Below are 26,056 nucleotides of genomic sequence, written 5' to 3'. Positions count from 1 at the left end.
CATAGGCGGGGCGTGCCCGACAACGCCCCTGAATCGATCGCCCCCGCCCTGCTCGCTTGGTACGACGCAAATGCCCGCCGCCTGCCCTGGCGCGCGCCGCCCGGTACCGATGCGACCGAGGCGTACCGGGTGTGGCTTTCCGAGGTGATGCTGCAGCAGACGCAGGTCGCTACGGTGATACCGTATTTCGAGAAATTCACGTCGCGCTGGCCGAGCTTCGCGGCGATGGCGGCGGCCGAGGACGCCGATGTGATGGCCGCCTGGGCGGGGCTCGGCTATTATGCCCGGGCCCGCAACATGCTCGCCTGTGCCCGCGAGGTCGCGCGATTGGGTGCGCTGCCGGATACCGAGGCGGGACTTCGCGCGCTCCCCGGCATCGGCGACTATACGGCGGCGGCCATCGCCGCGATCGCGTTCGGGCGGCGGGCGGTGGTGGTCGATGCCAATGTCGAGCGGGTGGTGACGCGGCTGTTCGCGCTCGCCGATCCGCTGCCGGGCTCGCGCCCGACGATCCGGCGGCTGACCGAGACGATCACGCCCGATGCCCGCGCCGGCGATTTCGCCCAGGCGATGATGGACCTGGGCAGCGGCATCTGCACGGTCCGCGCGCCGAAATGCCTGCTCTGCCCGATCGCCTTCGGTTGCGCGGCGCGGGCGGAAGGGAATCCCGAGACCTATCCGGTAAAGGCGAAGAAGGCGCCCAAGCCGCAGCGCCACGGCACGATGTTCTGGCTGGAGCGCGACGATGCGGTGCTGCTGGTCCGCCGCCCGGACAAGGGGCTGCTCGGCGGCATGCGGGCGCTGCCCACCGGTCCCTGGAGCGACTCGCCCCCGGGCGTCGTCGATGCGCCGGCCGCCACCCACTGGCGGATGTTGAACGAAACCGTCCGTCACGGTTTCACCCATTTCGACCTCGAGGTGGCGCTTGCGACTGCAACAATCCCTCGCCATGCAAGCGCACCCCCCGGCGAATGGTGGCCGATCGCCGACATCGAGTCGGCGGGTCTGCCCACCGTTTTCGCCAAGGCGGCAAAAGCGATACGGAGACTGCGATGACGGCCAAGCGCGTATTCGGACTTTTCGGGGCGGCACTATTGCTCCAGGCGCCTGTGGTGCAGGCCCAGACGGCCCCCAGACAGATCCAGAGCTTCGCGCGCCAGACCGTCGCCTCGGGCAAGGTGCCCGGCATCGTCATCACCTATGCCAAGGGCCAGGCGCCCGCCACGATCGTGGCGGAAGGCCGCATGTCCGAGGAGCCGACCGCGCCCAAGGTGAATGGCGATACACTGTGGCGGGTCTATTCGATGACCAAGCCGATCACCGGCATCGCCGCGATGATCCTGATCGAGGAAGGCAAGCTCAAGCTCGACCAGCCGATCAGCGACTTCATTCCGGCGTTCAAGGACATGAAGGTGCTGGTCGATCCGAACAAGGACCTGACCAGCCGCCCGGCGACCAAGCCGATCACAGTGCGCAACCTGCTCACCCATACCGCGGGCCTCGGCTACAACATCATCACCAAGGGGCCGCTGCTCAACGAATATAACCGCCTCGGCATCAACCCGGCGCAGGTGAGCGACTCGTTCGAGGCGACCGCGCGGCCGGTGCGCCCGGCGACGCTGGAAGAATTCGCCAACCGCACCGCGACGCTGCCGCTGATCGCCGAGCCCGGCGCCAAGTTCAGCTATTCGATCGGTCTCGACGTGCTCGGCCGGGTGATCGAGGCGGCGAGCGGGATGCCGTTCGACAGCTTCGTCAACACGCGCATCCTTGCGCCGCTCAAGATGGCGTCCAGCTACTGGACGGTGCCGGCGGGCGAGGCGGGGCGTCTCGCCACCGAATATGCGATTGCGGGCGGCAACCGCCTGCCGATCGATCCCGGCGCGACCTCGGTCTATCTCAAGAAGCCGAGCTTCCCGTATGGCGGCGCCGGGCTGGCGATGTCGGCGCGCGACTATGACCGCTTCCTCCACATGCTGCAGAATGGCGGCGAACTGGACGGCGTGCGCATCCTCAAGCCGGAAACCGCCGCGCTCGCCATGTCAGACCTGCTGCCGCCGGGTGTCGACAAGACCAACCTCGCGGTGATGGCCCGCGATACCGGCGTGCCGATGGGCTTCGGCGCGGGCGGATCGGTGTTCCTCGCCGACCAGCCGGGCGGCGCGGGCAAGGGCACCTATGGCTGGTCAGGCGCCGCCGGCACCTTCGCCTGGGTAGACCCGAAGAACCAGGTCCGCGCGACGATGATGGTCAACATCCTGCTCGCCGAGCTGGGCCTGAAGGTGCCGATGCGAACCGCCGTCTACGCCGATCTCGCCAAGTGATCGCGCCCGGCTTTACCGGCGGCACGCTCGATCGCGACGATCGCGTCCGCCACGAGCCCGAACTGCTGGCGGCGGCGCTCGCCGATCCGCGCGCGCGGCTGCTGGTGATGGACGGGCTGGTGCCGGAGCTGGACGGGGACGGGCGGCTGGTCTGGACCGGGCTCGATGCCGCGACCCAGTCGTTGCTGTTCCTCGGCTTCATCGATGGCGAGCCGCGCTTCGTGCAGACGCTGGCGCCCGGCACGCCGCTGCCGCCGGGCCGTCCGCCCGAGCTGTCGGCGATCCTCGACGCCTTCCGCCCCGAGGATGCCGCCAATTACGCCGCCGCGCGCAGCCTGATCGACTGGCATGCGCGCAACGGCTTCTGTTCGCGCTGCGGCACGCCCAGCGACATCTTCCGCGCCGGTTGGGGTCGGCTCTGCCCGAATTGCGGGACCGAGCATTATCCGAGGGTCGATCCCGTGGTCATCATGCTTGCGGAGCGCGGCGACCGGGTGCTGCTCGGCCGCCAGCCGAGCTGGCCGCCGCACCGCTATTCCGCGCTCGCCGGCTTTCTGGAAGTTGGCGAGAGCATCGAGGATGCGGTGCGCCGCGAGACGCTGGAGGAATCGGGCGTCCATGTCGGCACGGTCCGCTATGTCGCCAGCCAGCCCTGGCCGTTCCCGTCGCAGCTGATGATCGCCTGCATCGGCGAGGCGCTCGACGAGGACATCGCGATCGACGTGCACGAACTGGAACACGCGGCCTGGTTCGACCGCGCGCAGGTGCGGCAGGCGCTGGCGCGCGATCCGGAAGCGCCGTTCCTCGCCCCGCCGGGCTATGCGATCGCATACACGCTGCTCCGGGCCTGGGCGGAGCACGTCTGACCCGTTGCACGTCGCGCCGTTCAGCGCGACACTGCCCTGGCCGCGCGCAAAGTCCCGCGGCACCGGGGGGGGGCGAGATGAAGCGACGCACGGTCCTGTCTGCGATGGGTGCAAGCATGATCGGCCTTGCCGCCCGCAGCTACGCGGCGGACCAGCCGACCCGTGGTGACCTTGCCGGGGACATGGCGATCCTGCGGCAAGCGTTGACGCTGCATCCCGGTCTCTATCGCTATAACAGCCCAGCGGAGATCGACGGGCGGCTGTCGGGTCTTGCGGATGCCTTCGTCCGGAGCGGCTCGCTGGAAGTGCGCTACCTACTGCTGTCGCGATTTCTGGCGTCGCTGCGGTGCGGCCACTCCTATTGCAATTTCTTCAATCAGCGCGCGCCCATCGCGACGGCGCTGTTCGATCGTCCGACATGCCTGCCGCTCCAGTTTCGCTGGCTCGGGAACGCGATGGTGGTCACGCGCGATCCCTCCGGCCGATTGCAGCGCGGCAGCCAGATCGTTGCGGTCAACGGCAGGTCCGCGCAGGAACTGCAGGACCTGCTGCTGCCCTATGTCCGCGCCGACGGCCACAATGACGGCAAGCGGCGCGCGCTGATCGAACGGCGCGGCGATACCGCGATCGAGACCTTCGACGTGTTCCAGGGCCTGCTTGCGCCGCCAGCGGGCGGCGTGCACCGCCTGACGGTGCTTGGGAGCGACCAGCGCCGGCGATCGTTTCTGCTTCCAGCCGCTCGGCCCGGCCCCGCGCAGCCTGCCATTGCCGCTACGCCGTCCGCGCCGCTGTGGCAGATGCAGGCATCGGCAGACGGTGTGGCCTGCCTCACCATGTCCAATTGGGGCCTCTGGGACAGCAAATGGGACTGGCGATCCTGGCTGCAGGACGCACTCGACGGCGTCTCGGATGCGCGGGCCCTGATCGTCGACCTGCGCGACAATGAGGGCGGAGACGAAGCCTGCGGCAACGCGCTGCTCGGCCGATTTGTCGCGCAGCGTTTCGAGCCGCCTGCGATCGAGCAACGCCTCCGCTTTCGAACCACGCCGCCCGCGCTCGATCCCTATCTTGATACCTGGGACGCCGGCTTCCGCACGCTGGGCGAGGGGGCCGTCGCGTTGTCCGACGGCTTTTACCTGCGGCCAAATGTGCCGGCGCGGCGAGCGATCGAACCCGTCGGCAAGCAGCTGGCGCTCCCGATGGTCGTCCTCACGTCGCCGGTGAACAGTTCGGCCACCTTCCAGTTCGTGCAGAACGTGCGCGCGCTCGGCGTCGCGCGCCTGATCGGTGCGACGACCGGTGGCAACCGGCGCGGGATCAACGGGGGGTGCTTCTTCTTCGTGCGACTGCCCGCCAGCGGAATCGAGTTCGACCTTCCGCTGGTCGGCTATTTCCCGGCAACCGCGCAGCCCGACGCCGGCATCGTCCCGGACGAACAGATCATCCTGACCGCTGCGGACATCGCGATGGAACGCGATGTGGCGATGGCGCGGGCACGTGCGTGGATCGCGCGCGGGCGTGCCTGACCCTCAGGGGCGCGGGCGCGCCTGCGGATAAGTGCCCAGCAGCCGCACCCATTTGGAATGGAACCCCAGCTCCTCCAGCGCGCGGATCACGCGCGGCTCTTCTGGGCTGCCGACGATGTCGGCGTAGAATTCGGTCGCCGAGAAGCTCGCCTCGCGCTGATAGCTCTCGAGCTTGGTCATGTTGACGCCGTTGGTCGCGAAGCCGCCCAGCGCCTTGTACAGTGCGGCGGGGCTGTTCTTCACCTCGAAGATCAGCGAGGTCATGCACGGGCCGTCGCCAGTGATTCCCGGGGCGTCGCGCGCGAGCACGACGAAGCGGGTCATGTTGTGCGCGGCATCGGCGATATCGCTCGCCAGCGCCTGCAGGCCATACAGCTCCGCCGCATGCACAGGCGCGAGCGCCGCGATCCTGGGATCGGCAAGCTCCGCCACCATCGCCGCCGCACCTGCGGTATCAGGATAGGCGACCTGCGCGATGCCGTGCGCCTTCAGCCAGTGGCGGCACTGGCCGAGCGCCTGGGGATGACTCATCGCCTCGCGCACTCCCTCGATCGGGCCGGTGCCCATCAGCGTGTGGCGGATCGCAAGGAAATGCTCGCCGATGATCGACAGGCCGGATTCGGGGAGCAGGAAGTGGATGTCGGCGACGCGGCCGTGGAGCGAATTCTCGATCGGGATCATCGCCCGGTCCGCGCGGCCTTCCTTCACCGCATCGATCGCGTCGTCGAAGGAAAAGCAGGGCAGCGGCAGCGCATCGGGGAAGGCTTCGCGCACCGCGACGTGCGAATTGGCGCCCGGCGCGCCCTGGAACGCCACCGCGCGTGCGGGTGCCGCGTCCGCCTCCGCGAGCATGCGGGCGACGATCGGACGGGCGGGGGCAGCAAAATTCTCCATGGGCGGCGGGGCTAGCCTCCGGTGAACTGCGCCGCAAGTCCGCTTGCCTTCCGGCGCGAGCGCGCTCTAAAGATGAACCAAAGCACAGGTGGGAGCGGATGAATGCAAGATCGCTTCAATACGATCGCAGGTTGGGCGCTGGCGGGGGGTATTGCCGCCCTGGGACTTTCGATCGCGAGCGCGAAGTATTTCCACTCCGAAAAGCCTGAACGCCCCGGCTATGTCGTCGAGGCGGTAGAAGACGCCGCGGGTGGTGCCGCCGTGGCCGAGCCGCTGCCGGTGCGCCTCGCCAAGGGCGACGCCGCCAAGGGCGAAAGCGGCTTCAAGCAATGCGCCTCGTGCCACACCATCGCGCAGGGCGGCGCCAACGGCATCGGCCCGAACCTCTATGCCACGCTGGGCGAGGGCATCGCGCAGGGCAAGGGCGGCTTCGCCTTCTCCGACGCGCTGAAGGGCGTGGGCGGAACCTGGGACCTCGACAAGATGGACGCGTGGCTGACCAACCCGCGCAAGTTCGCGCCCGGCACCAAGATGACCTTTGCCGGCATCTCGGACCCGCAGCTGCGCGCCGACGTGATCCTGTACCTTAACAAGCAGGGCTCGAACCTGCCGCTGCCGGCGGCGCCGGCTGCCGGCTCCGAGCCCGACAACGCCGGCGTGCAGAGCAACAGCGCGGCGGAGGGCGCCGACGTGTCCGTGAATGTCCAGCAGGCGACGCCCGCCGAGGGCACGCCGGCGAAGGATCCGCAGGCCGCGGTGCAGGCCGAAAAGAAAAAGTAAGGCTCCTGGCCTCCCTCCGCTCCTAAATCCCCCTCCCGCTTGCGGGAGGGGGATTTAGGTGAACAGCGCCCCGCGCTGTTCAGGCCATGCCGGGGGCATGGCTGACCTGATGCTGGGAGGGTGCGTGAGGGTAGCGAGCGACGGCGTCTCAGCAAGAACCTCCACGTCGCACCCTCCCCCATCCCCTCCCGCAGGCGGGAGGGGGGATAAGGGGATCACCCCTGCAGATCATACGCCTTCAGCAGGTCGTACAGCGTCGGCCGGCTGATACCGAGCAGCCGCGCGGCGGCCGAGACGTTGCCGTCGCTTCGCGCCAGCGCATGTCGGATCGCCTGCCGGTCCGCCGCCTCGCGTACGGCGCGCAGGTTGATCGCGGCGGCGTCGCCCGGTGCGAGGTCGAGATCCTCGGCATGGACCATCTTGCCCTCCGCCATGATCACCGCGCGCTTGATGCGATTTTCCAGCTCGCGGACATTGCCCGGCCAGCCCCAGGCGTCGATTGCCGCCAGCGCATCGGGGGCGAAGCTCTTCTGCCCTGCCCTCATCTGCTCGGCATAAAGGGCGAGGAAGTGGCGCGCGAGCAGCCCGGCATCGCCCGGTCGCTCCGCCAGCGAGGGAATCCGCACCACGATTTCGGCCAGCCGGTAATAGAGATCCTCGCGGAACCGGCCCTCCGCCACCATCGCGTCCAGATCGCGGTGCGTCGCGCAGACGATCCGCGTGTCGACCGGGATGGGTTTGCGGCCACCGATCCGCTCAATCACCCGCTCCTGCAGGAAGCGCAGCAGCTTGACCTGAAGCGGCAGCGGTATGTCGCCGACTTCGTCGAGGAACAGCGTGCCGCCCTGGGCGAGTTCGATCTTGCCCTCGGTGGTCTTCACCGCGCCGGTGAACGCGCCCTTTTCGTGGCCGAACAGCTCGGATTCCAGCAACGTCTCGGGGATCGCCGCGCAGTTGATCGCAACGAAGCTGCCCCTTGCGCGCGGGCTCGCCTCATGCAGGCCACGCGCCAGCAATTCCTTTCCGGTGCCGCTCGCGCCCAGCAGCATCACCGAGACGTCGGCGCCCGCCACCCGCTCGATCGTGCGGGTGACCTTGAGCATCTCCGGCGCGGCGGTGAGCATGCCGCCCAGCACTGCCTTGGCCTCCGCCTTCTCGGCGAGCCGGCGATTCTCCGTCTCCAGCGCATGGACGTGGAAGGCGCGTGCGACGATCAGCCCCAGCGCATCGATATCGATCGGCTTTTGGTAGAAATCCCAGGCACCCAGTTCGATCGCGCGGCGCATCGATTCGCGCTCGAAATGCCCCGAGGCGACGATCACCTTGGTCGAGGGCGCAAGCTTGAGGATCGCCTCCAGCGTCGCGAAGCCTTCGCTGGTGCCGTCCGGATCGGGAGGCAGGCCGAGATCGAGCGTCACTACCGGCGGTTCTTCGGCGCGCAGTATCGCGATCGCCTCGTCGCGCCGGGTCGCGGCGAGGATCGTATAGCCCTCATAGGCCCAGCGCAGCTGCCGCTGGAGCCCGGCATCGTCTTCGACGATGAGAAGCTTGGGCAGGGCAGCGCTCATGCCGCTTGCTCCACCGCGGGTGCTGCGCGCAGCACCACGCGAAAGCGCGTACCCTCGCCCTCCCGCGAGATGACGTCGATCCGCCCGCCCATGCCCTGCGCCAATTGCTGTGCCTCGAAGGTGCCGAGCCCGAAGCCGCCCGGCTTGGACGACGTGAACGGCTTGAACAGGCGGTTGCGGACGAAGCCGGGCGACATGCCGCAGCCGCGATCGATCACGTCGATGATGGCGTTTTCCTCGTCGGTGGCGAGCGCGAGCATCACCAGCGCGTCGGCCGGGCTCGCTTCGATGGCATTCTGGATCAGGTGGACAAGCAATTGCTCGAGCGCGGCGGGTTCGGCGATCGCGATGGCGGACTCGGCGCCCGAAACAAGCTGTACCTGCCCCGGCTGGCGTGCGACGAGCCGCTCCAGCAGCGGCAGCAACGGGGTGGGCCGCGGCGGCTCGCTGCGGCCGCGATGGTGCTGGCCGAGCCGGGCGAGCAGCGCGTTCAGCCGGTCCGACGAATCGCGCAGCGTCGCGATCATGTCGGCGCGGAAGGCGGGGTTGTCGGCATGGCGCTCGGCATTGCGCGCGGTGAGCGCCAGCTGGCTAACCAGATTCTTGATGTCGTGGAGCAGGAAGGCGAAGCGGCGGTTGAACTCGTCGAAGCGCTGCGCCTCGGCAAGCGCCTCCTGCGCCCGCGCCTCGGCGAGATAGCTCGCCACCTGGCGCCCGGCGGCCTTGAGCAGGTCGAAATCCTCCCAGTCGAGCCGCCGCGCCAGCGCCGGGCGGCCGAGCAGAATCGCGCCAACCAGCGCGCCCCGATGGAGCAGCGGCGCAACTACCCAGGCCGCGTCTGCCGCCCGCATCCAGGCAGGGGTGACCGCGGCATCGGCAGGGTCGGCCTGGGCGAGGCGCACCGCGTCGACCTCGATGATCCGGCCGGTGGTTTCCAGATGCGTCGCGAGCGCAGCGTCGGCGACCGGCGGCAGCGTCGCGCGGTCCCAGTGCCAGCCGGCGCCTGCCACCAGTCCGCCCTCCTCGGCGACGAGCAGTAGACCGGCGGGCGAGGCGGTGAGGTCGGCCAGCGCGCGAACGATGCGCTGGTCGAGCGGTGCGGCGCCCGGTGCGCCCAGCGTCTCGGTGAAGCGCAGCCATTCGGCGCGATAGTCATAGCGGTGGCGGAACAGATGCTTGGCGAGCTTCACCTTCACCCAGCCGCGCAGCCCGGAGTTGGACACCAGCGCCAGGATCGCCGCGGTGGCGCCGAACACGAAGGCGGTCTGGAGCAGCCGGGCATGTGCGCCGCCCAAGGTCGCCAAGGCACTCGTCGCCAGCGCGAGCAGCACGAAATAGGCGCCGACTGCAACCAGGGTGAGCGACTGATAGGCGACGGTGCGCGACATCCGCACCCGCCAATCGCCGCGCCGCTGCAGCCCCAGCCCGATCGCGGCGGCGGCGCAGACCAGCGCCGCGCCGCGCGCGACGAGCAGCAGGCCGCCCATCGGCACGCCGAGATAGGCGAGGGTCAGCACCGCGAACTCGATCAGCCAGAAGCCGCCCAGCGCCGCCACCGTCCAGCGCAGGCCGCCGACGGCCGTGTGGGCGAGCGCGGAATGGAGCGCCTGCACCATCACCAGGACCCCCACCGCGACGAGCAGGTGGAGCAGCAGCGCCACCGATGCGGCGTCGCCGGCGGACGGCGACGGGCTGGTCGCGACCATGTCGAGCGTCAGCGCCGCAACGGCGACGAGCGCGACCACGCCATAGACGGTGCCCAGCGCGAGCGGTGGCCGCGGCTCGCCGGCGCGACGGTGGAGCAGCAGCAGGAAGGCGAGCCAGGCGAGCGTGCGCAGCGTCTCGGCAAGGCGCGTGGCGATTTCTTCCGCGCCGATCCCGGCGGTGGCGAGCGCGGCGAGCGCCGTCAGTCCCAGCGCGGCCGCCAGTGCGCGGCGCGGCAGCGGATCGCCGCCGGTGCGTAGTGCAGCGAAGGGCAGCAGCGCGAACAGCAGGGCTGCCAGCGCGTGCAACCACAGGCTCAGCGCCGCGGCGAGCATCAGCGCGCCCCGCTGGGGAACAGGATGACGCGCGCGGTCTGGAGCAGGATCAGCAGATCGAGGAAAGGCGAATAATTCTTGGCGTAGAACAGGTCGTATTCGAGCTTCTGGCGGGAATCGTCGATCGAGGCGCCATAGGGGTAGTTGATCTGCGCCCAGCCGGTGATGCCTGGCTTCACCATGTGGCGCTCGGCATAATAAGGCAGCGCCTGTTCCAGATCCTCGACGAATTTGGGCCGCTCGGGGCGTGGTCCGACGAAGCTCATCTCGCCCTTGAGCACGCTCCAGCATTGCGGCAGCTCGTCGATGCGGATCTTGCGGATGATTCGGCCGATACGGGTGATGCGCGGGTCGTTCTCCTCCGCCCACACCGCCTCGCCGGGCGCCTCGGCATCCTGGCGCATCGAGCGCAGCTTGAGCACGTCGAAGGCCTGGCCATACAGGCCGACGCGCTGCTGGCGGTAGAGCGCGGGTCCGCGGCTTTCCAGCTTGATGAGGATCGCGGTGACGATCACCAGCGGGAAGGCGACGAGCAGCAGGATGAGGCTGGCGAGGATATCGAACAGCCGCTTGAACAGGCCCGACAGCCGCCGGCCCGAAGAGAAACCGTCGGAAAAGATCAGCCAGCTCGGGTTGACGCTGTCGAGATCGACGCGGCCGGTGACGCGCTCGAGAAAGGTCGAGAATTCATTGACATGGACGCCGGTGGTCTTGATCCGCAGCAGGTCCTTCAGTGGCAGCGCGTTGCGGCGCTCCTCCAGCGCCAGCACCACTTCGCTGGCGTTGAGCAGCACGACGTGATCGGCGAGATTGTAGATCGCGTCGCGCGCGATCGCCTCGGGGATGACGCGGTTGGCGTCGCTCATCGCGACATAGCCGACGATGGCGAAGCTGGCGCCGGGCGCCTTGGACAGCTGCTTGAGCCGCGCCGCGCGAGGGCCTGCGCCGAGCACGACGATCCGCCGCTTGAACGCCGCACCGCCCAGCGTCTTGCCGAGCAGCACCCGCATCAGCAGCAGGAGCACGAAGGCGGTGACGGCGGCGTAGAGCAGGTTGGAGCGCCAGAAGCCGATCGGCGGAACCAGGAAATAGAGGAAGCCCAGGCCCAGCACGCCGAGCCCGATCGAGACGAGCAGTCGCACCAGCGCGTGGCGGAGCGACTGCAGCGCCTCCGCGCCATAGGCGCCAAGCGCCACGAGCGCGGTTTCGAGCACCAGCGCGAAACTGACCAGCTGGGGCACGCGCTCGCCGATCGGTCCGACATCGATGCCGGCTTGGTGCGCACGCAGCTGCCAGCCGAGCTCGCCTGCGGTGACCAGCAGGATGACGTCCAGCAGGCCGAGCAACAGCACGGTGTTGGGGACATAATGCTTGAACAGGCGGATCATGGCGCCGTCCGCTATAGCGCGGAAGGGTAAACGAACGGCCAAGCCCGCGCCGCCGCATCAAATTTGCGTCGTATCGCAACCGTTTCGGCTCACCCTTGTTTCACAGGCGCAGACCGCCCAGCTATTTCCACAGCACCGAACTCCAGGGAGCCCTTCCGCATGCCGGATACCAAGCCGATCACGCCTATCATTCTCTCGGGCGGTTCGGGCACCCGCTTGTGGCCGATGTCGCGTCCCGAACGCCCCAAGCAGCTGCTGTCGCTCACGGCCGAGGAAACGATGCTCCAGCTAACGGCGAAGCGCGCCTCGGGCACGCGGTTCACCGCGCCGATCGTCGTCGCCAACGCCTTCCACGCCGATCTCGTCGAGGAGCAGCTCGCGCAGGTGGACCTGTCGGTGCGGGCGCTGATCCTCGAGCCGATCGGCCGCAATACCGCGCCGGCGATCGCCCTGGCAGCGATGGCGGCGGGCAGCGGCAGCGAGCCGATTCTCGTGATGCCGTCCGATCACGTGATCTCGGACGTCGATGCCTTCCATGCCGCGATCGATTCGGCGCTGCCGCTGGTCAACGAAGGCTGGCTGGTCACCTTCGGCATCACCCCCGACTCGCCCGAAACCGGCTATGGCTGGATCAAGATCGGCGAGGAAGAACTGGCACCGGGCGTGCACCGCGTCGATCGCTTCGTCGAGAAGCCGCCCCGCGACCGTGCCGAAGCGATGCTCGCCTCGGGCGACCATGCTTGGAACGGCGGCATCTTCCTGTTCCGCGCCGACATGTATCTCGGTGCGCTGAGCGTGTTCGCGCCCGAGATGCTGGTCGCTGCGCAGCAGGCGATGGAAAAGGGCCGGCGCGAAGGGGCGCGGATTTTCCCCGATGCCGAGAGCTTCGCCGCCTGCCCGTCTGATTCGATCGACTATGCAGTGATGGAAAAGGCCCCGCGCGTCGCGGTGGTGCCGGTCGCGATGGGCTGGAGCGACGTCGGCAGCTGGGATGCGCTGCATGCGATCAGCAACCCCGATGCCGGCGGCAATGTCGTACGCGGCGACGTGGTGGCGATCGAGGCGACCAACTGCCTGGTGCAGAGCGAGCCCGGCAAGCGCGTCGCGCTGGTGGGCGTGCAGGATCTGATCGTGGTCGTTTCGGGCGCCGACGTGCTGGTGCTGCCGCGCGGACGCAGCCAGGAAGTGAAGAAGCTCATCGACGCGATGAAGGACTGACGCCGCGCAGGAACGCGCCGCCGATCCCCCCGGGACCGGCGGCGTCGAACGCGGATCAGCCGCCGAAACGCACGCGGACGGTGACGTCGCGGCGACGGCGAATCGCCATGCCGAGGCCGCCAAAGCCTGCCAGCAGCAGCGCCCAGCTCGCCGGCTCGGGAACGGCGGAGATGGTCACGCTATAGGCGGGCGCCAGCGCGAACGTGCCCAGCTTGAACGTCGGTGCCGACTCGGAACCGGTATAGAGGGTGGGTCCGGTAGAGAAGATGCTCGAGCCGATGCTGTTGTCGAACAGACCGAAATTGAAGAAATAGGTCGGGCTCCCGAAGCCCAGGTTGAACGTTGCGGCAGCGCCGTTGATCGTGCCGGTCGTTCCATCGACGCGGAAGTAATTGCTGGTATCGACCGCCGTTGGTGCCGGCGAGGAGTCGAGAATGAACTTGATCGTCTGGCTGCCGGTGATCACGAACGAATATGGTGCGGCTTGAGCTGGCGCGGCGGCTGTCAATGCAGCAGCGCAGCACGCGGCCAAGAAAAACGTCCCCTTCATGTAATCCTCCACCAAGTATGTGACAGGGCTGTAATCCTACGCAGTACAGGCAAGGTGCGGGGCGGACGTATCAGCTTTGGGCGAACATGTGCAACAAATCATCGACAACGGGTGCCTCGCTATGGGGCAAGTGCAAAGCAACTATCTATGTCTGCGGAAAATTCTTGCGCTAAACGCGGCCGCCGCGATAGGCGGGAAGACCCCATTTCCAGATCATCGCGGCGCCGCGCAGTGCAAAGCCGGCGGTGGCCGAGACGAGCCCCGCGGCATAGGGCGGCAAGCCGAGCAGCGTGAGGATAACGTACACCGAGGCAGTGAGGGCCGCCGCGGTAACATAGAGTTCGGGGCGCATCAGGATCGACGGCTCGCCTGCCAGCACGTCGCGGATGATGCCGCCCACGCATGCCCCCACCACGCCCATCACCGCCGCGGGTACCGGCGGTATGCCGTAGCCGAGCGACTTGGCGGCGCCGAACGCGGCATAGGCCGCCAGCCCCAGCGCATCGAGCCAGGCGAAGGTGCGGTCGCTCCACCAATGCTGCGGCGTGATCCAGACGATCGCCGACATGCCGAGGCATAGCGACGCGACCGAGGCATCGTGCACCCAGAAGACCGGTGCCCCGATCAGCAGGTCGCGCACCGTGCCGCCGCCGACGCCGGTGATCAGCGCGAAGAAGGTGGCGGTGACGATGGTCTGCTGGTGCCGGGTCGCCGCGAGCGCGCCGGTGGCGGCGAACACCGCAGTGCCGAGCAGGTCGAGCCAGGGCAGGATGGGACCGATCTGGACGGCGACCGAACTGTTCATGCCCTCGCTTTGCCGCGCGGCCATACCCCAAGTCAAACACGGGTCTTGGCGGAGCGCGGCCGCTTGGGGCAGAGAGACTGCATGCAACGTACCGAGTCCCCGTTGATCGCGATCGCGATCCTTCTGGCGGCGCTCGCCGGCTTCGTCGATGCGCTCGCCTTCACCAGCCTGGGCGGTTTCTTCGCCTCGTTCATGAGCGGCAATTCGACACGATTGGGCGTCGGCCTCGGCAGCGGCTCCGGCTATGATGCCGCCATCGCCGCGTCGCTGGTGATGAGCTTCGTCGCGGGCGTGATCCTGTCGAGCGTGATCGGCCGCGCCCGGCCGCAGCGCCACCAGCCGGTGGTGATGGCGGTAGTGACGCTGCTGCTGACGCTTGCCGCGATCGTCGCGACGCTGATGCCCGGCCCGATCGTGCTGCTGCTCCTCGCCGCCGCGATGGGCACCGAGAACGGCGTGTTCCAGCGCGACGGCGAAGTGACGATCGGCCTCACCTATATGACCGGCTCGCTGGTCAAGCTGGGGCAGAAGCTGGCGGGCGCGCTGATGGGGGATGCCGATCGCTTCGGCTGGCTGCGCTATCTGGCGCTGTGGCTCGGCTTCGTCAGCGGGGTGGTGATCGGCGCCGAGAGCCAGTTCCGCTGGGGCTGGAACGCGCTGTGGCTGGCGCCGATCTTCTCGGCCGTGCTGACGCTGCTGCTGGCGAGCATGACCCGCCCGCGCCCGCGGCCCGATCTCACGCTGGTGCGGTGACCGGCTCCGCGGGCACCAGCCCGGCCAGCGCCTGGAGTGCCGCGACGTGGCGCTCGAACGCCGCGCGGCCGGTGCGGGTCACCGAAGCCCAGGTCCGCTGCCGGCCGTTGGCCGCGGCCTTGCGCAGCTTCACATAGCCCGGCTCCGCCAGCGCCGAGAGGTGCTTCGACAGCACCGAGTCGCTGACCTTGGTGAGATCGCGCAGCGTCGCGAACTCGGCTTCCTGCACGTTGGTCAGCACCGCCATGATCTGCAGCCGGGTGGGCGGGTGAATGACCGCGTCAAAGTCCGGCGCGCTCACAGGCTGCGCTCGAGCTCGCGGACGAACACCCGCTGCCAGACGATGCTTATATAGGTCGCGACGCCGAACATCAGCGCGGCGAGCAGCAGCGACGGCCAGATTTCCTGCGTGGCGAAGACGAAATAGACGCTGGCGCCATAGAGCGCGAGCAGGATCGGCAGGAATGCCGCGATCACCAGGCGGGTGCGGCCGCGGCGATAGCCGTTGATGAACATGCCCAGCCGGCGACGATCCCAGCGCACGACCAGCACCAGGCCCAGCACGAGCGGGATCATGGCCAGCAGCTGATAGGGTGCGGCGGCGGGGGAGGCGAGATCCCGGCCTCCAGCGCGGCAAAGGCTAGATGCGGCGCCGGCGGACACTGCGCAACGCGGGCAAGTTGGGCGCGACTGGCGTGGATTTGTGCCAGCGCTTGCTGGGCTTCGGCGACGCTCGACATGATGATTCTCCCTTTCCGATGTGGAAAGAGATAGCGTGTTTTTCCGAAATGGAAAGCAGAAACTTTCCGGATAGGAAAGTTAGCGAAAGGCCCAGCGCAGCGTCTCCGCCACGCCGCGGGTACCCAGCCGCACGGCGGGTGCGGCAAGCGGCGGCGTGGAGAGATGGTGCATCTGCCGCGCCCAGCCGGGCAGCAGGTCGATCGCGGCGGCGAAGGTCATCGCCTGGAAGGGCTTGGTCGCGAGGTTGGGCGCGGGTTGTTCGAGCAGCAGCCGGGCGACCTCGCGGGTGCGATCGTCATAGCGGAGTTCTCCCCGCATCTCCGCGATCAGCGCCATTGCCTCGGTGCGGCTGTGCGGCACCGGATCGGCGCCCAGCGCCTCGGCCACCTGCGCGAACTCGGCGAAATAGCGGTCCTGGTCGGCGCGCGACATGCCCGGCTCGGCATAGCGGATCCAGGCGTCGAGGAAGCTCACCGCCTCGGTCACATGCACCCAGGCGAGCAGCCGGGGATCGTCGGCGCGATAGGGGGTGCCGTCGGGCAGGGTGCCGCGGATATGCTGGTGGATGGTGCGCACCCGCGCGATCGCCGCCTCGGCCTCCGCGCGCGACGCATAGCTGGATTGGGCAATGAACCGCGCCGTGCCGCGCAGCCGGCCGAGCATGTCGTGGCGGAACTTGGAATGGTCCCACACCCCCGCCAGCACCGCCGGGTGGAGCATCTGCAGCAGCAGCGCCGCGACGCCGCCGACCATCATCGTCGTCACGTCGCCATGCACCCGCCACAGCACCGAATCGCGGGCGAACAGCGCGTCGTCGCTCGGCTGCACCGGCGCTTCGCCGCGCGCGGCATCATTGAACACGGCGCGTACCTGGCCGACCATCGCCCGCCGTACGCTGTGGGTTGCAAATGCAACGAAATCCATCTTGCTAAGCTAGGTACTCTGGTAGCGCGAACAAGTTGACCGACCTCGCTTTGCAGTGCAGCAATCGCCCCCATGGCCACACTCGCGATCACCAACAACCCCGACATCCGCTTCCTCGGACGGCTGCTCGGCGACGTCATTCGTGCCTATGGCGGCGAGGAATTGTTCAAGCGGATCGAATATATCCGCGCGACCTCGGTCGACCGGCATCGCGGCGTGGCAGGGGCGGGGAAGATCGATTCCGGGCTCGACCGGCTGAGCCTGGACGAGACGCTGGATTTCGTCCGCGGCTTCATGCTGTTCTCGATGCTCGCCAACCTGGCCGAGGACCGTCAGGGCGTCGCGACCGAGAAGGATGCCGATGTCGCTGCCGCGCTGGAGCGGCTGGCCAAGGCGGGGATCGGCCGCGAACCGGTGATGGCGCTGCTCGACCATGCGCTGGTCAGCCCGGTGCTCACCGCGCACCCCACGGAAGTGCGGCGCAAGTCGATGATCGACCACAAGAACCGCATCGCCGAGCTGATGGCGCTGCGCGACCAGGGCGCCGAGGAAACGCCCGATGGCGATCAGGTCGAGGAAGCGATCCTCCGCCAGATCGCATTGCTGTGGCAGACCCGCGTCCTGCGCCGCGAGAAGCTGGGCGTCCCCGATGAGGTCGAAACCGCGCTTTCCTATTTCCGCGACGTGTTCCTGCCGGTGCTGCCCGCGCTCTATGCCCGCTGGGACCGCGCGCTGGGCGACCGCGCGCCGAGCTTCCTGCGCCCCGGCAGCTGGATCGGCGGCGACCGCGACGGCAATCCGTTCGTCACCGCCGAATCGATGCGCTTCGCGCTCGCCCGCGCGGCGGAGACGGTGCTCGACCATTATCTCGAATCGGTTCACGCGCTGGGCGCCGAGCTGTCGATCTCGACCGAGCATACCGACGTGCCCGAGGCGGTGCTCGCGCTCGCCGAGGCGAGCGGCGATACCGGCAAGAGCCGCAGCGACGAGCCCTATCGCCGCGCGCTGACCGGCATCTACGCGCGCCTCTCCGCGACGCACGAACAACTGGTCGGCAAGAAGCCCGGCCGCCCGTCGCCGATCGCCGCGACGCCGTATGCGCATCCGAACGCCTTCCGCGAGGATCTTGCCGCGGTCGCGCGCGGTCTTTCGAACGGCGGTCCGCTCGCCACCGGCGGGGCGCTCGGCCGGCTGATCCGTGCGGTGGAGACCTTCGGCTTCCACCTCGCCACGCTCGACATGCGCCAGAACAGCGCCATCCATGAGCGCGTGGTCGCGGAACTGCTCCAGTCGGCGGGCGTGTGCGACGACTATGCCGCGCTCGACGAACAGGCCCGCATCGATCTGCTCCGCCGCGAGCTGGCCAATGCCCGGCCGCTGACCAGCCCCTATGCCGTCTATTCGGAGGAAACCGCCACCGAGCTGGCGATCGTCCGCGAGGCGGCGGCGGCGCATGCCCGCTACGGCCGCGACTGCATCCGCCACTACATTGTCTCGATGGCGCAGTCGGTGTCCGACCTGCTCGAAGTCCATGTCCTGCTAAAGGAAGCCGGGCTCTATGTGCCGGGCGAGACCCCGCAGGCGCACATCATGGCGATCCCGCTGTTCGAGACGATCGCCGATCTCGAAGCCGCGCCGCCGATCATGGAAGCCTGGCTGGGCCTGCCCGAGGTCGCCGCAATTGCCGCGGCGCGCGGGCACCAGGAAGTGATGATCGGCTATTCCGATTCGAACAAGGACGGCGGCTATCTCACCTCCACCTGGCAGCTCAGCCGCGGCTCGACCGCGCTCAAGCCGGTGTTCGAGCAATCGGGGCTCGCCATGCAGCTGTTCCACGGCCGCGGCGGTGCGGTCGGGCGCGGCGGGGGCTCCAGCTTCTCGGCGATTCTCGCCCAGCCGCCGGGCACGGTGCAGGGCCGAATCCGCATCACCGAACAGGGCGAGGTGATCGCCGCCAAGTACGGCAGCCCCGAAAGCGCGATGACCAATCTGGAGGCGATGACCTCGGCCACGCTGCTCGCCAGCCTGGAGCCCGAACGGCTGGCGCCCGCCGATGCCGAGCGCTTCGCCGCGGCGATGGACCAGCTTTCGGACAGCGCCTTCCGCGCCTATCGCGGGCTGGTCTACGAGACGCCAGGCTTCACCACCTTCTTCCGCCAGATGACGCCGATCGCCGAGATCGCCGGCCTCAAGATCGGCTCGCGCCCCGCCAGCCGCAAGAAGAGCGACGCGATCGAGGATCTGCGGGCGATCCCCTGGGTGTTCAGCTGGGCGCAGGCGCGCGTGATGTTGCCGGGCTGGTACGGCGTCGGCGCCGCGCTCGACGCGTTCGAGGACAAGGGGCTGCTGCGCGAGATGGCCAGCGCCTGGCCGCTGTTCCGCGCGACGCTCGACAATATGGAGCAGGTGCTCGCCAAGTCCGACATGGGCATCGCCAGCCATTATGCCGCGCTGGTCGAGGATGCCGAGCTGCGCGAGGCCATCTTCGGGCGGATCAAGGACGGCTGGCAGCAGACCCAGGACGGGCTGCTCCAGGTGACGCGCCAGACGCGGCTGCTGGAGAAGCACCCGCTGCTCGACACCTCGATCCGGCTGCGGCTGCCCTATATCGAGCCGCTCAACCTGCTCCAGATCGAGCTGATGAAGCGCCACCGCGCGGGCGAGGCAGATCCGCGCATCGGCGAGGGCATCCTCCTTTCGATCAACGCGATCGCCACCGCGCTGCGCAACAGCGGGTAACCCCCGGAGCCGATCCGAAACGCCTGATTAACCATGGGAGCCTAGCGCTGGTGCGCATGGGAGCGGGGCATCTTCGCAGCGTGGGACGCGATTCGCTTTTGGCGATCGGTCTTGCAATGCTGATGGGGATCGCCTGGACGGTGCGCGACCATGCCGCCCTCGGCGCGCTGCGGCTGCCCGATACCGACGATCTGATGCGGCTCCAGCAGATCCGCGACTGGCTGGCCGGGCAGGGCTTTGCCGATCTTGCCCAGCATCGCCTGGGGCCCGTACCGGGGCTGGAGATGCACTGGTCGCGGCTTGCCGATCTGGTGCCCGCGGCGCTGCTGCGGACGCTGACGCCGCTGCTGGGCGTGCACGCAGCGAGCGTCGTCGCCGTCACCGTCTCGCCGCTGCTGCTGTTCGCGGCAATGCTGATCGTCCTTGCCGCGATCGCCCGCCGGCTCGGCCAGTCCGGCTTTGTTGCCGTCATCCTCGGCGCACTGGCGTTTCCTGCGATCACCTTGTTCACCCCCGGGCGAATCGATCATCACGCGCTGCAGATCGTGCTGGTGCTCGTGCTGCTCCACGCCTGTGTCGGGCGGGGCACGCTGGGGCAGGGGGCGATCGCCGGCAGCGCGACGGTACTGTCGCTCGTCATCGGGATGGAGACGGCCCCTTTGCTGGCGGCGGGCGGAATCGCGATCGCGCTGCGCTGGCGGCTCGATGCCACCGCCGGTCAGGCGCGGATGGCGGGCTATGCCACCGCGTTGCTGCTGGGACTGTGTGCCGCTGCGGTGGTGTTCCGGTCGAGCGGCTGGAACGTCGCCGCCTGCGACGGCTTCACCGCCACCCTCTGGCGCGCGGCGATGCTGGCGGCGCTGGCCCCCGCGGCCATGGCCGTGGCAGGCTTCGCGACCCCCAGCGTTGCTGCCCGGAGCGTGGTGCTGCTCGTCGCCGGCGGTCTCGCGCTGGCGGTTGCCGCCGCGAGCGCACCCGCCTGCCTCCACCCATATGGCCAGGTCGATCCCCTGCTCGCGCGATTATGGCTCGCGCATGTCAACGAAGCCCAGCCGCTCGCCGCGCTGCCGATCGGCAAGGCTGTCGCGGCCGGGGGCATGGCGCTGGTCGGCCTCGGCGCCGGCATCTGGTTCGTCTGGACGACGCGGACGGCTGCGGCATGGATCCTTCTGGCGTTCCAGCTGACCGCGGTCGCGGTCACGCTGGTGCAGGTGCGTGGCGCCCCGCTGGGGGCACTGACCGCCGTCCCCGCGCTGGCGGCGATGATCGCCGCCGCCCGGCCGCGCGGCACGCTGGCACAGGCGGGCGCCTGGCTTGCCGCCAGCGGCATCGCCTATGCGGGGATCGGTGACCGATGGACCCCCGTCGCGCCCGCCGCCGTCCATGGCTGTACCCCCACCGAAGCTGCCAGTCGGCTCGCCGCGCGGACGCCCGGCCTCGTTGCCGCGCCGGTCGATTTCGGCCCGACGCTGCTCGCCACCACCCGTCATCGGGTCCTCGCCGGTCCCTATCACCGCAATACGCAAGGAAATCGTGCCATGTACGACCTGTTCCTCAGCCCCCCGGCCCAGGCCGAAGCGCTCGCGCGGCGATGGGGGGTGGAATATGTCGTGCTCTGCAAGGACGGCTTTGCCGAAGTCGGCGAGCAACGGCACGATCAACGATTGCTGGCCGGTAGCCTGATGGCGGGCCGGGTGCCGCCTTGGCTGCGGCCGATTTCGCCTGCGGGATCGAGCACGCGAATCTACACCCTCACCCAGCCCGCGCGACGCATCGCCCCGTGAACGATACGCCCAGGGGGGATGCGCGCTGGTGGGAGCGGCGATGGTTCGCGGTGGCGGCGGTGCTGCTCAGCGCGGTGCCGCTGCTCTGGCCCGCGGTGCCGCCGCTCACCGATCTACCGGCGCATATCGGGCGATACCACATCGCCGCGTCCTTGGGAGACTCGGCGCTGCTCCGGCAGCACTGGGAATATCGCTGGCGGCTGATCGGCAATCTTGGTGTCGATCTCCCGGTGCTGCCGCTGGCGAGGATGTTGGGGGCCGTGCTAGCCGCAAAGCTGGTGGTGCTGACGATACCCCCGCTCACCGTGGCGGGTTTCATCCTGGTGTCGCGCACCGCGGGCAGCGGGCGGCTCGCCCCTGCCGCGCCCTTTGCGTTCCCGCTCGCCTATGGCTTTCCGTTCCAGTTCGGCTTCGTGAACTTCACGCTGTCGGCCGCGCTCGCGCTGCCCGCGCTGGCGCTGTGGATGCGCATGCAGCGTGCGGTCGCCTCGCGCGCGATGCTGTTCGTGCCCATCGCGCTGTTGCTGTGGGTGGCGCATTGCTTCGGCTGGGCCATGTTCGGCCTGTTCGCCTTCGGCACCGAGCTGGCGGCCCTGCGCGGGGAAGGTCGCGCCTGGAGTGAAGCGATCCTGCACGCCGGGCTGCGCTGCGTGCCGCTCGCGGTGCCGCTGGTGCCGATGCTCGCGGGCGGCGGCTCGGGAGACGGCAGCCTGGGGGCGAGCTGGGAATGGGTGGCCAAGCTGCAATGGGTGGCATCGCTGCTGCGCGAGCAATGGCAAAGCTATGACCTGCTGTGCGCGCTGCCGCTTCTCGCGCTCGTCTGGCTCGGTCTGCGCAGTGCGGCGATGCGCGTCGATCGGTCGCTTGCCTGGGCGGCGGGGATCGGCGCGATGGCGTGGCTGGTGCTGCCCTACCGCCTGCTCGGCGGCGCTTATGTCGACATGCGGATGACGCCCTATGTCGTCGCGCTGCTGATCGTCGCGATCCGGGCGCGCGACCCTCGGTTCGCCAACCTGCTGGCGCTGGTCGGGACATTCTTCTTCCTGATGCGCATCGCGACGACGACCTGGGTATTCCTGGGTGCCGCGGCCGCGCAGGAGCAAGCGGCGGCGGTGGCGGATCGGCTTCCTCGCGGTGCCGCCGTCCTCGTCGCGGTGCGCGAACCGTGCCGATCGTGGAGCATAGCGCGGCTGTCGCACGTCACCGGACTGGCGATCGTGTGGCGCGATGCGTTCGAGAATGGCGAATGGACGCTGGCAGGCCAGCAATTGCTGCGCGATCGGCACCCCCGGGCGGGGGCCTTCCGCGCCGACCCTTCGCAGATGATCTTCGATGCGGAATGTGCGTGGAACGGGAATGACCTGCCGACGATGCTCCGGCGCTTCGATCGCGGCACCTTCGCCTATGTGTGGACGATCGACCTGCCCGTGCCGCAGCTGCCCCCGGACCTCGTGCCCGTCGCCCGTTCCGGTCCCTCGATCCTGTATCGTGTCTCACCTACGCCCCACAAGCGCTTGCCGTACGGGCCGCTCGCGCACTAAAGCGGCGCGATGGATAAAGGGGTTCCGCTGCGCTGGTGGCAGACGCGCTGGTTCGTATTGCTCGCCACGCTGCTGGCGGCCGTACCGCTGCTATGGCCGGACATCCCGCCGCTCGTCGACCTGCCGGGCCATATGGGCCGCTACCGCGTGCAGCTGGTCTACGACCAGGTGCCCTGGCTGCGGCAATGGTATGATTTCCGTTGGCAGCTGATGGGCAATCTGGGCGTGGACCTGCTGGTCTTCCCCATGGCTAAGATGTTCGGCCTCGAACTGGGCGTGAAACTGATCGTCCTCCTGATCCCGACGATGACGGTCGCCGGCTTCCTGATGATCGCGCGCGAAGTGCATGGCCGGATTCCCGCGACGGCGCTGTTCGCCTTGCCCTTCGCCTATGCCTTCCCCTTCCATTTCGGCTTCGTCAATTTCGCCCTGTCGATGGCAATGGCGATGCTGGCGTTCGGCTGGTGGCTGCGGCTGGCACGGCTGGGCAGGTTCCGCTTCCGCTCGCTGGTGTTCGTGCCGCTCTCCGTGATCATCTGGATCACCCACACCTTCGGCTGGGGCGTGCTGGGCGTGCTCGCCTTTTCGGCCGAGCTGATCCGGCAGCACGACCTGCGCCGCAACCGCGACCTGCCCTGGTACAGGGATCTGGCGGGCGGCTGGCTCGCGCCGGTGTTCTTTGCCGGCCTGCAGTGCGCGGTGATGGCGCTGCCGGCGGTGCTGATGGTGATCTGGCGCGGTGGCGAGCATGTCTCGGGCCAGACCTTCGACTGGTATAATTGGCGTGCCAAGACCCTGTGGGTCACCCAGATGTTCCGTGACCGCTGGCAGCTGTTCGACATCGCCAGCGTCGGCGTGATCTTCCTGCTGCTGCTCAAGGCGGTACGCGACCCGAACATCCAATATTCGCGTAACCTCGGCCTTTCCGCGCTGTTCCTGCTGCTGGTCTACATCTTCCTGCCGCGCGTGGTGTTCGGATCGGCCTATGCCGACATGCGGATGGTGCCGTTCATGTTCGCGATCGCGATCCTGGCAATCCGGCCCAAACCCGGCCTGTCGATGCGCGGTGCGACCCTGGTGGCGGTGCTCGGCCTCGCCTTCTTCCTCGCCCGCATCGGCGCGACGACGGCGAGCTTCTATCTCTACGACAAGGCCTATGACCGCGAGCTCAAGGCGCTGGCGCACGTCCCCGTCGGCGCAAGGCTGGTGAGCTTCGTCGGCGAGACCTGCTATAACGAATGGGCGATGACCCGGCTGCAGCACGTCCCCGGTCTCGCGCTGGAAAGGCGGCTGGCCTATACCAACGATCAATGGTCGATGGCCGGCGGCCAGCTGATGACGGTGCGCTACCGCGCTGCCAAGCGGTTTGCGCACGATCCGTCGGAGCTGGTGACCAACATCCAGTGCCCGCGCGAATGGTGGCGGCCGATCGCGCGGAGCCTCGCGCTCTTCCCGCGCGACGCGTTCGACTATGTCTGGCTGATCCGCCCGCCGGCCTATGACAAGCGTTACGAGCAGGGGCTGATCCCCGTCTGGCGCGACGGGCCCAGCGTGCTGTACCGGGTCGACCACGATGTCCCGGGGCCCGGCCTCAATCCCGGCGACCTGCCCATTCCGCGCCCCGAAGCCGTGTTGATCCGCGAGGCCGAAGCCGCGGGCGAGCTGCCTGGCAACGGAACCGCGCCGCCGTCTTAAGCGGCAAGCAATATCCTCGACCCGATCCGCCATTGGCAGCGATGGCGTCAGAGCGGCATGAGACGCCATGATTTCCACATTTGCCATGGCTGCCCTTGCCCAATGGGCGATCTACACGAACGTCCGTTTCGGCTATTCCATCTGCTATCCGCCCTCGGTCCTGCGCGCGCAGGACGAGGCCGATAATGGCGATGGACGCAAATTCCTCGGGGGCAATGGCGCTACGCTGCGGGCGTTCGGGCAGCGGAACAGCGAGTCCGTCAGTCTGGCGGCTTGGACTGCGGGCCAGGCGGCGTTCTATGCCGGCAAGTACGGCAAAATCACCTATCGCGCGGGGCGCGGCAATTGGCGGGTAATTTCCGGCACGACCGGATCCGGAGTCGAATTCTACCTCAAGGCAGTGCGACATGACGACGCGTTCGTCACCTTCCAGATCGAATATCGCGCGGCAGAGGCGGCAACGTACCGGCCAATCGTGCAGCGCCTGTCGCAGTGCTTTGCCTGGACGAGTCGCCCCCATTGATCCCGTCGGGACGTCCGATGCGTTCTATTCTCCCTTCTTGAACGGCGTCAGCTCTTCCAGATATTCCTGCTCGCGCTCCACCGCCTGTTGCTCGCGGACCAAGAAGTCGGCGACGGCGCGGCGGAAGCCGGGGTCGGGGAGATAATGGGCTGACCAGGTCGTCACGGGCACATAGCCGCGCGCCAGCTTGTGTTCGCCCTGCGCGCCCGCCTCGACGCGGGGCAGGCCGCGCTGGATCGCGGCGTCGATCGCCTGGTAATAGCAAAGCTCGAAATGGAGGAACGGGACGTCCTCCACGCAGCCCCAATAGCGGCCGTACAGCGCATCGGCGCCGATCAGGTTGAGCGCCCCGGCGATCGGCCGGCCGTCGCGCTCGGCAAGCATCAGCAGAACCTTGTCGCCCAGCGCCTCGCCGAGCATCGAGAAGAACGATCTGGTGAGATAGGGCCGGCCCCATTTGCGGCTGCCGGTATCCTGGTAGAACGCCCAGAAGGCATCCCAATGCGACTCGGTGATCTCCGCACCGGTCAGATGACGGATCGTCAGACCCTCCACTGCTGCGGCGCGTTCCTTGCGGATCGCCTTGCGCTTGCGGCTGGCCAGCGCGCCGAGGAAGTCGTCGAAGCGGGCATAGCCGTCATTCTGCCAGTGGAACTGCGTGCCGGTGCGGATCAGCCAACCGGCGGCTTCGAACAGCGGCACCTGCGCTTCTTCGAGGAAGGTGGCGTGGGCAGAAGACAATTCGTGCCGGTCGACGACCGCTTCGATGGCCGCGATCAGCGCCGGCGCTTGGGCGGGGTCGCGCAGGAGTAGGCGGGGCCCCGGCACCGGCGTGAACGGCACCGCGATCTGCAGCTTGGGATAATAGTCGCCGCCGGCGCGCTCCCAGGCATCGGCCCAGCTATGGTCGAAGACATATTCGCCCTGGCTGTGGCTCTTGGCATAGGCAGGGGCGATCGCGGCAGGGGTGCCGTCGGGCCCGTCGACGATGATCGGGAGGGGCTGCCACCCGCTTTTGGCCGTCGCCGATCCCGAGGCTTCGAGGATCGAAAGGAAGGCGTGGGTGAGGAACGGGTTGTCGGGGCCCGCGCAGGCGTCCCATTCGGCCGGCGGGATCGAGGCGACGCCGTCGGCGAGGCGGGCGGTGACGGATGGAGATCGCACGGGGGGCAAGATAGTGCGTCCCGCGATGGGTGCCAGTGGTTTTGCAGTCAAATCCCCCTCCCGCCTGCGGGAAGGGTTAGGGGAGGGTGAGTGCGGGTAGCGGGCGATGCGGTCGCGATGTGCCCGGATCGCTTCAGTGCGCTTCTTTTCCCTCAGCCCTTGCCACCCTCACACACCCTCCCCCGTCCCCTCCCGCAGGCGGGAGGGGCGCGCAAGAGGCGGGAGGTTGGCACT

Annotated in this window: 22 protein-coding genes; 12 read left to right on the top strand and 10 right to left on the bottom strand. The window is 68.5% G+C overall.

All coding sequences use genetic code 11. The features are described from left to right. Positions 1 to 12 precede the first annotated feature (12 nt). The 4 genes from RT655_RS10190 to RT655_RS10175 all read left to right on the top strand — a co-directional run bounded on the left by RT655_RS10190 (position 13) and on the right by RT655_RS10175 (position 4,716). Positions 13 to 1,056 (top strand): A/G-specific adenine glycosylase, encoded by a 1,044-nt coding sequence (locus tag RT655_RS10190; RefSeq protein ID WP_313536515.1) that lies wholly within the window; start codon positions 13 to 15, stop codon positions 1,054 to 1,056. Beyond that, a complete protein-coding gene (locus RT655_RS10185) occupies positions 1,053 to 2,324 on the top strand; it encodes a serine hydrolase domain-containing protein (RefSeq protein WP_313536514.1) in 1,272 nt (423 codons plus the stop codon). The genes RT655_RS10190 and RT655_RS10185 overlap by 4 nt, the downstream gene beginning before the upstream one ends. Continuing rightward, positions 2,321 to 3,190, top strand: coding sequence for an NAD(+) diphosphatase (gene nudC / locus RT655_RS10180; protein WP_313536513.1), 870 nt, complete (start codon positions 2,321 to 2,323; stop codon positions 3,188 to 3,190). Before RT655_RS10185 ends, nudC begins: the two co-directional genes overlap by 4 nt. A 116-nt stretch (positions 3,191 to 3,306) precedes the next feature. Continuing rightward, on the top strand, positions 3,307 to 4,716 hold the full coding sequence (locus RT655_RS10175; RefSeq protein ID WP_313536512.1) for a S41 family peptidase: 1,410 nt from the start codon (positions 3,307 to 3,309) through the stop codon (positions 4,714 to 4,716). Positions 4,717 to 4,719: 3 nt separating this feature from the next. Here RT655_RS10175 and RT655_RS10170 read toward each other — a convergent pair whose 3' ends face one another. Then, a complete protein-coding gene (locus tag RT655_RS10170; protein WP_313536511.1) occupies positions 4,720 to 5,610 on the bottom strand; it encodes a prephenate dehydratase in 891 nt (296 codons plus the stop codon). Between the two features lie 102 nt (positions 5,611 to 5,712). Between RT655_RS10170 and RT655_RS10165 the strand changes: the two genes are divergently transcribed. Next, on the top strand, positions 5,713 to 6,390 hold the full coding sequence (locus RT655_RS10165) for a cytochrome c family protein (protein ID WP_313536510.1): 678 nt from the start codon (positions 5,713 to 5,715) through the stop codon (positions 6,388 to 6,390). 215 nt (positions 6,391 to 6,605) lie between these two features. Here RT655_RS10165 and prsR read toward each other — a convergent pair whose 3' ends face one another. Genes prsR through RT655_RS10150 form a run of 3 tightly spaced genes read right to left on the bottom strand, consistent with a single transcriptional unit; the run spans position 6,606 to position 11,385 of the window. Then, entirely contained in the window at positions 6,606 to 7,958 is a 1,353-nt protein-coding gene (prsR, locus tag RT655_RS10160) for a PEP-CTERM-box response regulator transcription factor (RefSeq protein WP_313536509.1), read from the bottom strand. Then, positions 7,955 to 9,997, bottom strand: a complete 2,043-nt coding sequence (gene prsK, locus RT655_RS10155) for an XrtA/PEP-CTERM system histidine kinase PrsK (protein WP_313536508.1) — start codon at positions 9,995 to 9,997, stop codon at positions 7,955 to 7,957. Before prsK ends, prsR begins: the two co-directional genes overlap by 4 nt. Beyond that, positions 9,997 to 11,385 (bottom strand): TIGR03013 family XrtA/PEP-CTERM system glycosyltransferase, encoded by a 1,389-nt coding sequence (locus RT655_RS10150; RefSeq protein WP_313536507.1) that lies wholly within the window; start codon positions 11,383 to 11,385, stop codon positions 9,997 to 9,999. The genes prsK and RT655_RS10150 overlap by 1 nt, the downstream gene beginning before the upstream one ends. Before the next feature lie 159 nt (positions 11,386 to 11,544). On the opposite strand from RT655_RS10150, the gene RT655_RS10145 reads away from it, so the two are divergent. Continuing rightward, positions 11,545 to 12,603 (top strand): mannose-1-phosphate guanylyltransferase/mannose-6-phosphate isomerase, encoded by a 1,059-nt coding sequence (locus RT655_RS10145; RefSeq protein WP_313536506.1) that lies wholly within the window; start codon positions 11,545 to 11,547, stop codon positions 12,601 to 12,603. Between the two features lie 55 nt (positions 12,604 to 12,658). Here the strand turns inward: RT655_RS10145 and RT655_RS10140 are convergent, their stop codons facing one another. Both RT655_RS10140 and RT655_RS10135 read right to left on the bottom strand, forming a co-directional pair. Further along, positions 12,659 to 13,069, bottom strand: a complete 411-nt coding sequence (locus RT655_RS10140) for a PEPxxWA-CTERM sorting domain-containing protein (RefSeq protein ID WP_313536505.1) — start codon at positions 13,067 to 13,069, stop codon at positions 12,659 to 12,661. 253 nt (positions 13,070 to 13,322) lie between these two features. Beyond that, entirely contained in the window at positions 13,323 to 13,958 is a 636-nt protein-coding gene (locus RT655_RS10135) for a trimeric intracellular cation channel family protein (protein ID WP_313536504.1), read from the bottom strand. A gap of 81 nt (positions 13,959 to 14,039) precedes the next feature. On the opposite strand from RT655_RS10135, the gene RT655_RS10130 reads away from it, so the two are divergent. Next, positions 14,040 to 14,711, top strand: coding sequence for a YoaK family protein (locus RT655_RS10130; protein WP_313536503.1), 672 nt, complete (start codon positions 14,040 to 14,042; stop codon positions 14,709 to 14,711). Here the strand turns inward: RT655_RS10130 and RT655_RS10125 are convergent. From RT655_RS10125 to RT655_RS10115, 3 genes are all read right to left on the bottom strand, one after another. After that, positions 14,695 to 15,012 (bottom strand): transcriptional regulator, encoded by a 318-nt coding sequence (locus tag RT655_RS10125; protein WP_313536502.1) that lies wholly within the window; start codon positions 15,010 to 15,012, stop codon positions 14,695 to 14,697. The two genes, RT655_RS10130 and RT655_RS10125, sit on opposite strands and share 17 nt — an antisense overlap. Further along, on the bottom strand, positions 15,009 to 15,287 hold the full coding sequence (locus RT655_RS10120) for a hypothetical protein (protein ID WP_313536501.1): 279 nt from the start codon (positions 15,285 to 15,287) through the stop codon (positions 15,009 to 15,011). The genes RT655_RS10125 and RT655_RS10120 overlap by 4 nt, the downstream gene beginning before the upstream one ends. Before the next feature lie 243 nt (positions 15,288 to 15,530). Further along, the gene (locus RT655_RS10115) at positions 15,531 to 16,376 is read right to left on the bottom strand and encodes an oxygenase MpaB family protein (protein ID WP_313536500.1); all 846 of its coding nucleotides are present in this window, start codon (positions 16,374 to 16,376) and stop codon (positions 15,531 to 15,533) included. Between the two features lie 72 nt (positions 16,377 to 16,448). Between RT655_RS10115 and ppc the strand changes: the two genes are divergently transcribed. From ppc to RT655_RS10090, 5 genes are all read left to right on the top strand, one after another. Then, positions 16,449 to 19,115, top strand: coding sequence for a phosphoenolpyruvate carboxylase (gene ppc / locus RT655_RS10110; RefSeq protein ID WP_313536499.1), 2,667 nt, complete (start codon positions 16,449 to 16,451; stop codon positions 19,113 to 19,115). A 116-nt stretch (positions 19,116 to 19,231) separates the two neighbouring features. Further along, complete coding sequence (locus RT655_RS10105; protein WP_313536498.1) at positions 19,232 to 20,899, top strand: hypothetical protein; 1,668 nt, start codon at positions 19,232 to 19,234, stop codon at positions 20,897 to 20,899. After that, a complete protein-coding gene (locus RT655_RS10100) occupies positions 20,896 to 22,440 on the top strand; it encodes a hypothetical protein (protein ID WP_313536497.1) in 1,545 nt (514 codons plus the stop codon). Before RT655_RS10105 ends, RT655_RS10100 begins: the two co-directional genes overlap by 4 nt. Positions 22,441 to 22,449: 9 nt before the next feature. Continuing rightward, on the top strand, positions 22,450 to 24,135 hold the full coding sequence (locus RT655_RS10095; RefSeq protein WP_313536496.1) for a hypothetical protein: 1,686 nt from the start codon (positions 22,450 to 22,452) through the stop codon (positions 24,133 to 24,135). An 85-nt stretch (positions 24,136 to 24,220) separates the two neighbouring features. Further along, a complete protein-coding gene (locus RT655_RS10090) occupies positions 24,221 to 24,658 on the top strand; it encodes a hypothetical protein (protein ID WP_313536495.1) in 438 nt (145 codons plus the stop codon). 24 nt (positions 24,659 to 24,682) lie between these two features. On the opposite strand, the gene RT655_RS10085 is transcribed toward RT655_RS10090, so the two are convergent. After that, on the bottom strand, positions 24,683 to 25,822 hold the full coding sequence (locus RT655_RS10085) for a GNAT family N-acetyltransferase (protein ID WP_313536494.1): 1,140 nt from the start codon (positions 25,820 to 25,822) through the stop codon (positions 24,683 to 24,685). Positions 25,823 to 26,056 lie beyond the last annotated feature (234 nt).

The sequence above is a fragment of the Sphingomonas sp. genome (assembly GCF_032114135.1).
Classification (GTDB): domain Bacteria; phylum Pseudomonadota; class Alphaproteobacteria; order Sphingomonadales; family Sphingomonadaceae; genus Sphingomonas.
The sequence above is the reverse complement of the archived record's forward strand: the minus strand, read 5'-3'. Positions and strand labels throughout refer to the sequence as shown.